11 protein-coding genes are annotated in these 12,196 nt (G+C 65.0%); 8 read left to right on the forward strand and 3 right to left on the reverse strand.

Annotated features, from left to right (window positions below; translation table 11 throughout):
* The first annotated feature begins 95 nt into the window (after positions 1-95).
* The 8 genes from C8N43_RS15520 to C8N43_RS15555 are packed head-to-tail and all read left to right on the forward strand — an operon-like array spanning position 96 to position 9,606.
* A complete protein-coding gene (locus tag C8N43_RS15520) occupies positions 96-1,451 on the forward strand; it encodes a xanthine dehydrogenase small subunit (protein WP_107846673.1) in 1,356 nt (451 codons plus the stop codon).
* On the forward strand, positions 1,448-3,736 hold the full coding sequence (gene xdhB / locus C8N43_RS15525) for a xanthine dehydrogenase molybdopterin binding subunit (protein ID WP_107846674.1): 2,289 nt from the start codon (positions 1,448-1,450) through the stop codon (positions 3,734-3,736). Before C8N43_RS15520 ends, xdhB begins: the two co-directional genes overlap by 4 nt.
* Positions 3,733-4,656, forward strand: a complete 924-nt coding sequence (gene xdhC, locus C8N43_RS15530) for a xanthine dehydrogenase accessory protein XdhC (RefSeq protein ID WP_107846675.1) — start codon at positions 3,733-3,735, stop codon at positions 4,654-4,656. The genes xdhB and xdhC overlap by 4 nt, the downstream gene beginning before the upstream one ends.
* Entirely contained in the window at positions 4,653-6,200 is a 1,548-nt protein-coding gene (locus C8N43_RS15535) for an ABC transporter ATP-binding protein (protein WP_245913054.1), read from the forward strand. Before xdhC ends, C8N43_RS15535 begins: the two co-directional genes overlap by 4 nt.
* On the forward strand, positions 6,197-7,282 hold the full coding sequence (locus tag C8N43_RS15540) for an ABC transporter permease (protein WP_107846676.1): 1,086 nt from the start codon (positions 6,197-6,199) through the stop codon (positions 7,280-7,282). Before C8N43_RS15535 ends, C8N43_RS15540 begins: the two co-directional genes overlap by 4 nt.
* Complete coding sequence (locus C8N43_RS15545; RefSeq protein WP_107846677.1) at positions 7,282-7,530, forward strand: hypothetical protein; 249 nt, start codon at positions 7,282-7,284, stop codon at positions 7,528-7,530. Before C8N43_RS15540 ends, C8N43_RS15545 begins: the two co-directional genes overlap by 1 nt.
* A gap of 3 nt (positions 7,531-7,533) precedes the next feature.
* A complete protein-coding gene (locus C8N43_RS15550; RefSeq protein ID WP_107846678.1) occupies positions 7,534-8,478 on the forward strand; it encodes an ABC transporter permease in 945 nt (314 codons plus the stop codon).
* Between the two features lie 36 nt (positions 8,479-8,514).
* Positions 8,515-9,606, forward strand: a complete 1,092-nt coding sequence (locus tag C8N43_RS15555; protein WP_107846679.1) for a BMP family ABC transporter substrate-binding protein — start codon at positions 8,515-8,517, stop codon at positions 9,604-9,606.
* Between the two features lie 104 nt (positions 9,607-9,710).
* On the opposite strand, the gene C8N43_RS15560 is transcribed toward C8N43_RS15555, so the two are convergent.
* Genes C8N43_RS15560 through C8N43_RS15570 form a run of 3 tightly spaced genes read right to left on the reverse strand, consistent with a single transcriptional unit; the run spans position 9,711 to position 12,177 of the window.
* Entirely contained in the window at positions 9,711-10,649 is a 939-nt protein-coding gene (locus C8N43_RS15560) for a pirin family protein (protein ID WP_107846680.1), read from the reverse strand.
* On the reverse strand, positions 10,646-11,248 hold the full coding sequence (locus C8N43_RS15565) for an alpha/beta hydrolase (protein WP_107846681.1): 603 nt from the start codon (positions 11,246-11,248) through the stop codon (positions 10,646-10,648). The genes C8N43_RS15560 and C8N43_RS15565 overlap by 4 nt, the downstream gene beginning before the upstream one ends.
* Entirely contained in the window at positions 11,248-12,177 is a 930-nt protein-coding gene (locus C8N43_RS15570; RefSeq protein WP_107846682.1) for a VOC family protein, read from the reverse strand. Before C8N43_RS15570 ends, C8N43_RS15565 begins: the two co-directional genes overlap by 1 nt.
* Positions 12,178-12,196: the final 19 nt, after the last annotated feature.

A 12,196-nucleotide genomic window follows, 5' to 3' on the forward strand; every position in this document is an offset into this window, starting at 1 on the left:
CGCCCTTGGGCTTTGCTGTCACCCGTCCCCCTTCTACGCCGCATCGAAGGGAGACGATGAGCACCCATTCGGTACCGCGGCGGGACATATCACACATGCTGAAGTTTCTTCTCAATGGAGAGACCATCGAGGCGGAAGTCGGCGCGACCGAGACCCTGCTCGATTTCCTGCGCGAGCGGCGCGGGCTGACCGGCACCAAGGAAGGCTGCAACGAAGGCGATTGCGGCGCGTGCTCTGTCATTGTCACTGGCGAGGACGGCGTGGCCCGCGCGATGAACGCCTGCATTCTGTTCATGCCGCAGCTTGCGGGACGGGCCGTGCGCACGGTCGAAGGCATCGCCGGGCCGGACGGCGCGCTGCACCCGGTGCAGCAGGCGATGGTCGAACATCACGGCTCGCAATGCGGCTTCTGCACGCCCGGCTTCATCACCACGATGGCCGCCGCCCACAAGAACGGCGCGAAAGATCACGAGGACCAGCTGGCGGGCAACCTATGCCGCTGCACCGGCTACGCCCCAATCCTGCGCGCGGCTGAGGCCGCGTCGCGCGCAGACGTGCCGGATTGGATGGACGACACCGCACTCACCGCTCAAGCGCCCTACCCGATGCCCGAAAGCTCCGACGCCTTGGCGGCGTGGTATGCCGACCACCCGGACGCGACGCTGATTGGCGGCGCGACGGATGTGGGGCTTTGGGTGACCAAGCAGCTGCGCGAGCTGGGCGATGTCGCCTTCCTCGCCCGCTGTACGGACCTGCAGCAGATCGAAGAGACCGAGGATGGTCTGCGCATCGGCGCCGCCTGCACGATCACGCAAGTGCTCGACGCCATGCGCGACCGCCACCCGTCCATGGCCGAGATGCTGCGCCGCTACGGCTCTGTCCAGGTGCGCAACGCGGCCACCATCGGCGGCAATATCGCCAATGGCTCGCCCATCGGGGACAGTCCGCCCGCGCTGATCGCGCTTGGGGCGACACTGCATCTGCGCCATGGCGAGACCCGCCGCGAAATGCCGCTGCAGGAGTTCTTCGTTGAGTACGGCAAGCAGGACCGCGCGCCGGGGGAGTTCGTCGAATTCGTCACCATCCCCAACCAACGCGACACGCTGAAATGCTACAAGCTGTCCAAGCGCCACGATCAGGACATCAGCGCGGTCTGCGGCTGTTTCAACATCGTGGTGGCGGGCGGCTCCGTCGCGCGGGCGCGGATCGCCTTTGGCGGTATGGCAGGCACGCCCAAGCGCGCTTTGGCGGTCGAGCAGGCGCTGATCGGCAAAGCCTGGTCGGAAGAGAATATGGAAGCCGCCCTGCCCGCGTTTGAAAAGGATTTCGCACCAATGTCCGACATGCGCGCCTCCGCCGAATACCGGATGCAAACGGCCAAGAACATGCTGCGCCGCGCCTATGTGGAAAGCCTTGGCGTGCCCGCCTCGGTGCTGGAGGTGCAGCCATGAGCGTCGGCACCAAGACGCCCCATGATGCGGGCGCGCTGCACGTCACCGGTGCCGCGCGCTACACAGACGATATCCCGACGCCCGCGGGCACGCTGCATCTGGCTTTTGGCCTGAGCACGATCGCGCGCGGCAGGATTACCGCGATGGACCTGTCCGCAGTTCGCGCGGCGGAGGGCGTGCTTGACGTTTTGGTGGCCGACGACCTGCCCCATGACAACGACGTCAGCCCTTCCGCCCATGACGAACCGCTGCTGGCCACGGGCAAGGTGCACTATCTGGGCCAGCCGATCTTTCTGGTCGTCGCGACCTCGCATCTGGCGGCCCGCAAGGCGGCGCGGCTGAGTGCGGTCGAATACGCCGAAGAGACCCCGATCCTGAGCATCGATGACGCGATCAAGGCCGACAGCCACTTCGAGGACGGCCCGCGCATCTACACTAAGGGCGACGTGCAAGCGGCCTTGTCCAAAGCCAAAAACCGCCTTCAGGGGTCGGTCGAGATCGGCGGGCAGGAGCATTTCTACCTAGAAGGCCACGCGGCCCTCGCTCTGCCGCAAGAGGGCGGCGATATGGTCGTGCACGCGTCCTCCCAGCATCCGACCGAGATCCAGCACAAGGTGGCCGAGGCGCTTGGCACGCCCATGCATTCTGTGCGGGTCGAGGTGCGCCGCATGGGCGGCGGCTTCGGCGGCAAGGAAAGTCAGGGCAACGCGCTTTGCGTGGCCTGCGCCGTGGTCGCCGCCAAGCACCAGCGCCCCGCAAAGATGCGTTACGACCGCGACGATGACATGACGATCACCGGCAAGCGCCACGAGTTCCGCATCGACTACGACGTGGGCTTCGCGCCCGACGGGCGCCTCACGGCGGTCGATTTCACCCAATACGCCCGCTGCGGCTGGGCGCAGGACCTGTCCCTGCCCGTGGCCGACCGCGCGATGCTGCACGCCGACAATACCTATCATCTGGAACACGCCCGGATCACGTCGCACCGGTTGAAGACCAACACCCAAAGCAACACCGCCTTTCGCGGGTTCGGCGGGCCGCAAGGCATCGTCGGGATCGAGCGCGTGATGGATCACGTGGCGCACCATTTGGGCCTTGATCCGCTGGAGGTGCGCCGCCGTAATTTCTATGCCTCCGGCGGGAGTATTTCCGCCAAAACGAAGCAAACAACGCCCTACGGAATGGCGGTGACAGATAGCATTCTGGACGAACTGGTGGGTCAACTTGAGGAGTCATCGGATTATCAGGCGCGGCGGCGCGCAGTGGCGGATTGGAACGCGCGCAATCCGGTGTTGAAGCGCGGGATCGCGCTGACGCCGGTGAAGTTCGGTATCTCTTTCACGCTCACTCATCTCAATCAGGCGGGTGCGCTGGTCCATGTATATCAAGACGGCTCGATCCATCTGAACCATGGCGGCACCGAGATGGGCCAGGGCCTGTTCACCAAGGTCGCGCAGGTGGCGGCGTCGAGCTTCGGCGTGCCGCTTGAGACGGTGAAGATCACCGCGACCGACACGGGAAAGGTGCCAAATACGTCCGCCACGGCGGCCTCCTCCGGATCGGACTTGAACGGCATGGCGGTGCTGAACGCCTGCGAAGAGATCAAGGCGCGCATTGCGGACTTCCTGTCTGAGCGCGCCCAAGGGGCCGAAGTTCGGTTTGAGGCGGGCAAGGTCCATGTCGGCGGCGAGGTCCTGACCTTTGCAGAGGCGATCAACCTGGCCTACACCAACCGCGTCTCGCTCTCGGCCACCGGGTTCTACAAGACGCCCGATCTGGCCTGGGATCGCATCAAGGGCGAGGGCCGCCCGTTCTTCTATTTCGCCTATGGCGCGGCGGTCTCGGAGGTGGTGATCGACACGCTGACCGGCGAGAACCGCATCCTGCGCACCGACATCTTGCATGATTGCGGCCGCTCGCTGAACCCGGCGCTCGACATTGGCCAGATCGAGGGCGGCTTCGTGCAAGGCGCGGGCTGGCTGACCATGGAAGAGTTGGTCTGGGACGACACAGGCGCGCTGAAAACCCATGCGCCTGCGACCTACAAAATCCCCTGCGCCTCTGACGCGCCGGACGTGTTCAACGTGGCGCTGTGGGAGGGCGAGAACCGCGCCGACACGGTCTTCAAATCGAAAGCCGTTGGCGAGCCGCCCCTGATGCTGGGCATCTCCGTCTGGGCGGCGCTGTCGGACGCGATCGCGGCCTGTGGGCCGGACTATCCCGCGCTCGACGCGCCCGCCACGGCGGAGCGGGTGCTGGACGCCTGCCAGAGGCTGCGCGCGTGAGCTTCGATCTTGACACCCTGCGCGCAGCGCTCGACCGGCATGGTCGCGTCGCCCGCGTGGTCATTGCGGAGCATCACGGCTCCAGCCCCCGCGAGACGGGGACCGCGATGCTAGTCTGGGACGGCGGGCAATCCGGCACCATCGGCGGTGGCACGTTGGAGCTGGAGGCCGCGCGGCGCGCGCTGACCTGCCCCGGCATCCGCCGCATCCCGCTTGGGCCCGCGCTTGGGCAATGCTGCGGCGGGGCGGTGACGCTGGTCACAGAAGTGTTCGAGACCTTGCCGGACACGGGCGAAGTCTTCGCCCGCCGCATCGACGGCACAGACGAGATGCCTCTCGCAATCCGCCGGGCCATGCATGACGCACGCAACGGCAACACCAGTGATCTGGTCTTCGCCGAGGGTTGGCTGGCCGAGCCCGTGACCACGGCCAAGACGCCGCTCTGGATCTGGGGCGCGGGCCATGTCGGTCGCGCGTTGGTCGATGTGCTTGCCCCGCTCAACCGGTTCGTAATCACGTGGGTCGACAGCGCGCTCGATCGATTCCCCGACGCAGCCCCAGCGCGCGCCCTGCCCGTGGCGGCGATGCCCGATGCCGCGCCGCTCGCGCCGCTCGACGCCCATCACATCATCCTCACCTACTCCCACGCCTTCGATCTGGAGATTTGCCACCGCCTGCTGCAGCACGGCGCCGCTTCGGTCGGGCTGATCGGGTCTGACACGAAATGGGCCCGGTTCCGCACCCGCCTGCGCGCCCTTGGCCATTCAGATGCCCAAATAAGCGCCATCCGCTGCCCAATTGGGCAGCCAGAGCTCGGGAAACACCCACAGGCCATTGCGATTGGGGTCGCATCTGAGCTAATCACGCTGTCGGAGCGCGTCAGCGCCACGAAGCATTTGGGGATGGATGCAGCACGTTGAGCGATAAGTCGGACGCGCAGAAGCTGGGCGCGGCAGAGGACCTGCTGCGCATCGAGGGCCTGACCAAGGCCTATCCCGGCGTTGTCGCCAATGATGACGTCTCCTTCACGATCAAGCCCGGTGAGGTACACGCGCTGCTCGGCGAGAACGGTGCGGGCAAGTCCACGCTGGTCAAGATGATCTACGGGCTGGTGAAGCCCGACGCAGGCACGATGACCTTCAAGGGCGCGCGCTTTGCCCCGCCCGAGCCACGCGCCGCCCGCGCGTCTGGCGTCGCGATGGTGTTTCAGCATTTCTCGTTGTTCGAGGCTCTGAGCGTCGCCGAAAATATCGCCCTTGGCATGGAAGATCCGCCCAAGATGCGCGATCTTGCGGCGCGCATCCGTGAGGTCTCGCAGACCTACGGCCTGCCGCTTGACCCCGATCAGATGGTCGGCGATCTGTCCGCAGGCGAGCGCCAGCGGGTCGAGATCATCCGCTGCCTGCTGCAGAACCCGAAACTGCTGATCATGGACGAGCCGACCAGCGTTCTGACCCCGCAAGAGGTTTCCATTCTCTTCCAAACGCTGGAGAAATTGCGCGGCGAAGGCCGCTCGATCTTGTACATATCGCACAAACTGGAAGAAATCCGCGCGCTCTGCGACACGGCGACGATCCTGCGGCTCGGCAAGAAGGTCGCCACCTGCAATCCGCGCATGGAAACCGCCCGTGCGATGGCTGAAATGATGGTTGGGCAGACCTTGCATGTGCCGCAAAAGGCGCCGCGTGTGGCGCAGGATGTGGTGCTGGAGATCGACGGGCTCGACCTGCCCGCGCGCGCTGCGTTTGGCACCTCGCTGAAACAGATCAGCCTGTCCGTGCAACGCGGTGAAATCCTTGGCATCGGCGGGGTTGCTGGCAACGGTCAGGACGAGCTGACCGCGGTGATCGCGGGCGAGGTGTTGGTCGCGCCAGGTAAAGTCCGGCTTGCAGGGTCCGATATCGGCCATAAGGGTCCTATTTTCCGGCGTGAGCTGGGCCTGCTCTCCGCGCCAGAGGAGCGCTTGGGCCATGCCGCAGCCCCTGACATGTCGCTGACCGAGAACGGCTTGCTGTCGGCTTCCGCCCGCGAAGCGCTGGAAAGCCGGGGCATGATCAACTGGTCCGCCTCGCGCGCTTTCGCGCGCAAAGTGATCGAGGCGTTCGACGTGCGCACCCCGTCGGAGGCCACTGCCGCCCGAGCGCTGTCGGGTGGAAACTTGCAGAAATTCGTCATCGGACGCGAAATTATACAGAAGCCGGACGTGCTGGTTGTCAATCAGCCAACATGGGGCGTCGACGCCTCTGCCGCCGCCGCGATCCGTCAGGCACTGCTGGATTTGGCCGCCCAAGGGGCCGGTATCGTGGTGATCAGTCAGGATCTCGACGAGCTGATGGAAATCTCCGACCGTTTCGCAGCGCTGAACGAAGGCCGCCTGACCGCGCCGGTTCCGGCGGCGGGCCTGACGGTGGACGAGATCGGCCTGATGATGGGCGGAGCCCATGATCTGGAGGCGGCGGAATGATCGCGCTGGAAAAACGCCCCCAGCCGTCTCGGTTGCTGAGCGCGCTGACGCCAGTTCTGGCGGTGATCGCCACAATGATCGCGGGCGGCATCATGTTCGCAGCCCTCGGCAAGGACCCGTTCGAGGCGATCCGAACGATCTTCTGGGACCCGATCTTCAACGAACAATTCGCCTCCTTCTCGCGCCCACAACTGCTGGTGAAGGCCGCGCCGCTGATCCTGATCGCCATAGGCCTGTCGCTGGGCTTCCGCGCAGGCGTCTGGAACATCGGGGCGGAGGGGCAGTATATCATCGGCGCCATCGCAGGCGCCGCCGTGGGCCTCGCCTTCTACCCTTATGAGAGCTTTATCGTCTTCCCGCTGATGGTGATCGCGGGCGCGCTTGGCGGCTTCCTGTGGGCCATGATCCCCGGCTTGTTGAAGGTGAAGTTCCACACCAACGAAATCCTCGTGTCGCTTCTGCTGGTTTACGTGGCCGAGTTCATCCTCGCCTCCATGGCGCTCGGCGCGCTGCGCAACCCCGAGGGCGCGGGCTTCCCCGGCTCACGCAACCTCAAGGACTACCCATCCGCCTTCAACGCAGAGCTGATCCCCGGCACTGGCGCGCATTGGGGCGTCGTGGCTGCGATCATCGCGGTGATCTTTGCCTACGTGCTGTTCTCCAAACACATGATGGGCTTCCACATCCGCCTCGCGGGTCAGGCCCCCAAGGCCGCGCGTTTTGCGGGCGTCGAGCCCGCGCGGCTGGTCCTGTTCTGCCTTGGCATGTCCGGCGCGCTGGCGGGCCTTGCGGGCCTGTTCGAGATTTCCGGCCCCGCAGGCCAAGTCAGCATCGACTTCAACGTGGGCTACGGCTTCACTGCGATCATCGTGGCCTTTCTGGGCCGCCTGCACCCGGTGGGCATCCTGCTCGCGGGGCTGCTCATGGCGCTGACCTATATCGGCGGCGAGCTGGCGAGCTTCATGCTCGGCATCCCCGGCGCGGCCATTCAGGCCTTTCAGGGGATGCTGTTGTTCTTCCTGCTCGCGGTGGATGTGCTAACCAACTACCGCATCCGCTTCGGCAAGCGGGAGGTGGCGTGATGAACAATGCGAACACGCGGATCATAAGCTTTTACGGGGCGCTTCTGGCCGCGGGTGGCCTGATGGGCGCACAGCTCGTGCCAGTCGCCCGCACCCTTCCGGGTTGGAGCACCGCTTATGGCTGGACCACGATCCTCGGCATCGCAGCGATCCTCGGCATCCTCAAAATGCGCGCCACATTGCGGCCCACGGTGATGTTCTTCGGCCTTGGCACGATGGTCGGCCTTCTGTTTGGCATGGTGGGCTAGCGCATGGACCTAGGCGGCATCTCCATCACCCTGCTTCTGGCCTCGCTCATGGTGGCGGCGACACCGATCCTGCTGGCGGCCTTGGGCGAGCTGGTGGTTGAGAAATCGGGCGTCCTGAACCTGGGCGTCGAGGGCATGATGATCGTGGGCGCGATCTGCGGCTTTGCCATCGCGGTGGAAAGTGGCTCCGCGGCGCTAGGCTTCGTCGCCGCGGCCATCGGTGGGGCGCTGCTGTCGATGATTTTTGCAATCCTGACGCAGTATCTGTTGGCGAACCAGGTCGCCACGGGGTTGGCGCTGACGCTGTTCGGGCTGGGGCTGTCGTCGCTTCTGGGACAGGGCTATGTCGGCATCCGCCCGCCGGCGGTCGAGAAGCTGAACCTTGGGGCTTTGGCGGATATCCCGTTCCTTGGCCCGGTGCTCTTTAACCATGATCTGATGGTCTACCTGACATTGCTGCTCTGTGCCTCGATCTGGGCGGTGCTGCGCTACACCCGCGCGGGCCTGATCCTGCGCGCTGTGGGCGAAAACCATGATGCCGCCCACGCGCTTGGCTACAAGGTCGTGCGGGTTCGCATCATGGCCATCGGCTTTGGCGGGGCCTGCGCGGGTCTCGGTGGGGCCTATCTGAGCCTTATCCGCGTGCCGCAATGGACCGAAGGCATGACCGCAGGTGCGGGCTGGATCGCGCTGGCCATCGTGGTCTTTGCCAGCTGGCGGCCCCTGCGGGTGCTGCTGGGTGCCTATCTTTTTGGCGGCGTGACCGTGTTGCAGCTGAACCTGCAGGCTGCGGGCTTCGCAATCCCGGTCGAGGTCTTGTCCATGTCGCCCTATCTGATAACCATCGCCGTGCTGGTGGTAATGTCCGCGCCTCGCAAGGGCGGCCGAAGCCGCGCACAGTTATCCGCGCCCGCCTGCCTCGGGCGTCCGTTCCACGCCTCGCAATGAGGCCAATTTGTTAACCAACCTGGGGAGAACCATTCCATGAAACGCAGAACACTTCTGGCCAGCGCCGCCGCGGCCCTCGCCTTGACCACGGGCGCAGCCTTGGCCGATGGCCACGAGAAAACCAAAGTCGGCTTCGTCTATGTCGGCCCGATCGGCGATGGCGGCTGGACCTATGAGCACGACAAGGGCCGTCTGGCCGTCGAGGCCGAGTACGGCGACAAGGTCGAGACGATCTACCAAGAGAGCGTGCCCGAGGGCGCGGACGCCGAGCGGGTGATCACCCAAATGGCACTGTCCGGGGCCGACATCATCTTCACCACGTCCTTCGGCTACATGGACCCGACGATCAACGTCGCCAAGAACTTCCCCGATGTGAAGTTCGAGCACGCCACTGGCTACAAGCGCGCCGATAACGTCTCGACCTATTCCGCGCGCTTCTACGAGGGCCGCGCAATTCAGGGGCATATCGCAGGCAAGATGACCAAGTCGAACAAGATCGGCTACATCGCCTCTTTCCCGATCCCGGAGGTCATCCGTGGCATCAACTCCGCCTATCTTCACGCCAAGAAAGTGAACCCCGATGTCGAGTTCAACATCGTCTGGGTCTACACTTGGTTCGACCCCGCCAAGGAAGCCGACGCGGCCAACGCGCTGATCGAACAGGGCGCTGACGTGATCCTGCAGCATACCGACTCCACCGCGCCGCAGGCCGCGGCCCAAAAGGCCGACGGGGTGATCACTTTCGGGCAGGCCTCCGACATGAGCGAATACGCGCCAATGCCGCGCGTCTCCTCGATCATTGACGACTGGGCACCCTACTACATCGCGCGCGTGGGCGCCGTGATGGATGGCACCTGGGAGAGCAAGGACACCTGGGACGGCATCGGTGCTGGCATGGTTGCAATTGGCGAAATCTCCGACGCCGTGCCGGCCGACGTGAAAGAGGAAGCGCTGGCCATGAAAGCCGCCCTCGCGGACGGCTCCTACCACGCCTTCACCGGCCCGATTAACAAGCAGGACGGCACGCCGTGGCTTGCCGAGGGTGAGACGGCCGCCGATTTCGGCGATGACGGGCTCGCCGGGATGAACTTCTACGTCGAAGGCATCACTGCCGAGATCCCGAACTAAGGGCGCGACATCTGATCAGGAAAAAGGCCCGCTCGCGCGGGCCTTTTTTGGTGCGGGGGAAGCGATTTCGAAATCGCTTCTCAAAGCACCTTGCAAGGTGCTTTTCACCGCTCCGGCAGCGGGATGAACTCGTCCTTGTCGTCTGGCGGCAGTTTGAACCGACCGTGATCCCAATCGCCCGCGGCCCAGGCCACTTTCGCGGCCTCGATCTTGTCTCGCGACGAGGCCACGAAATTCCACCAGATATAGCGCGGCCCGTTCAGTGTCTCGCCGCCCAGCATCATCAGCCGCGCGCCGTCCGGCCCCGCCTTGATCGACAGGTCGTCGCCCGGGCGGAAGACCATCATGCGCCCCGCCTCGAAATCGTCGCCTGCCACGTTGACCGAGCCGGAAACCACGTAGATTCCGCGATCTTCGTGGTTGTCCGGCAGCGGGATTGCCGCCCCGGGCTGCAGCACCGCATCGGCATAGAACATCTCGGTGAAGGTCTTGGTGGGCGCGCGCTCACCCCAGGCATTGCCCAGGATCAGGCGGACCTTCTTGCCCTCGCCTTCAAGGAACGGCAGCGCCTCTGCGCCGTGGTGCTCGAAGCCAGCATCGACCTCCTCTGCCTCCTCGGGCAGGGCCACCCAAGTCTGGATGCCAAACAGCTTGCTGCCCGCCGCCCGCGTCTCGGCGCTGGTGCGCTCCGAATGGGTGACGCCATTGCCCGCGATCATCCAGTTCACCTCGCCGGGGTAGATCATCTGGTTGGTGCCCAGACTGTCGCGATGCTGGAACTCGCCTTGATAGAGATATGTCACCGTCGCGAGACCAATATGCGGGTGCGGCCGCACATCGATGCCCTGATCGGTCAGGAACTCCGCCGGGCCCATCTGGTCGAAGAACACGAACGGGCCCACCATCTGGCGCTTCGGCGACGGCAAGGCCCGGCGCACCTCGAATCCTCCAAGGTCGCGCGCGCGCGGCACGATCAGGGTCTCGATCTGGTCCATCTCGCCCGCATCGGGGCAGCGCGGCTCGAGGGTCGGGTTCCAGCTCATGTCAGGGCTCCTTCGCGAATGAAGTCTTGCAGCGCCACCAGTTCCGTCTGGCGCAGCTCGTGCCCACCCTCGTGCCAAACGGTCCTTATGTCAGCGCCCTGCGCCCGGAAATAGGCGTCAAGCCGCTCGGTCTGCGGGGCGGGGCAGATCGGATCATTCCGGCCGGCGGTCATCAATATGCGCGCCGTGCTTGGTGCGTCTGGCGGCGAGAACGGGATCAGCGGATGCATCAGGACCACCTCATCCACCAGTGCCGGATCATCGAACGTCACCGACGCCAGGATATTGGCCCCGTTGGAGTACCCCATTGCGGCGACACGCGATGGAGCCACCACGTCGATATGCGCGCGCATGAAGTCCGCCATCCGTGCCGTGCGCGCCGCGAGGTCGTCCATGTCGTAGACCCCTTCGCCGGTCCGGCGGAAATAGCGAGCGGCCCCGTACTCTGAGACATCGCCGCGGGGCGAGATCACGGATGCACCCGGATAAAGCTCGCCCGCAAGCCCATGGAACTGGTGCTCATCGCCGCCGGTTCCATGGAAGGTGAAAACCAAGGGGCCCTGCCCCTTGGTCTGCGCGTATGTGTAAGCCTCGCGCATTATGCTGCCAGACTTGGCAGGTGCTTCTCCAGCGCGGGGCGCAGGGCCTCATGCTGGGTCGGCAGCTTCAGCGCTTCGCCCAGATGCGCCGTGTCCTCGTCGCGGTCGAAGCCGGGCTCGTTGGTGGCAATCTCGAAAAGCACGCCGCCGGGGGTGCGGAAGTAGATCGCCCAGAAGTAATCCCGGTCGATCACGGGCGTGACTTGATGGCCGGTGTCCAGCAGCGCCTTGCGCACCTCTAACTGCGCCGCGCGATCTTCGACCGCAAAGGCGATATGGTGTACCGATCCCGCACCGGAATTCGCCGCTGCGACCTCTGGCATCAGCTCCAGATCGATCAGGTCCGCGCCATTGCCGCCGGGCACACCGAAGCGGGTGACATTGCCGTCGCGCGCTTGCTCGGCGTACCCCATGAACTTCAACAGCTCGGTCGTCGCGCCATTGTCGCGCAACCGCATCGACGCGCCTTGGAAGCCGCGAATGGCCTCATCGCCCGCGATCAGCCCGTCCCAGCCAGGGCGCGTGTCGCCTTTGGCCTCGATCAGCGCGAATTTGTCGCCGTCGGGGGCATCAAAGCTGAGGCGCTTCTCGCCGAACAGCTCTTCTTCGTGCAAACCGGCGACGCCCAGCCCTTCGAGCCGCTCGCGCCAGAACCCAAGCGATCCTTCCGGGATTGCGAAGCTGGTCACCCCGACCTCGCCCGTGCCTTGGCGGCCGCGGGTCATGCCGGGAAAGGGGAAATAGGTCATCACCGAGCCAGGCGTGCCGACCTCGTCGCCGTAATACAGGTGGTAGACATCGGGCGCGTCAAAATTCACCGTCTTCTTCACCCGGCGCAGGCCGAGCGTGTCGGTGAAGAACGCGTTATTCTCCGCAGCGTTGCTCGCCAGCGAGGTGACGTGGTGGAGGCCTTTGATCTGGGTCAGCATGGAAATCATCCTTGATAAT

It is taken from the genome of Litoreibacter ponti (assembly GCF_003054285.1).
Lineage (GTDB): Bacteria > Pseudomonadota > Alphaproteobacteria > Rhodobacterales > Rhodobacteraceae > Litoreibacter > Litoreibacter ponti.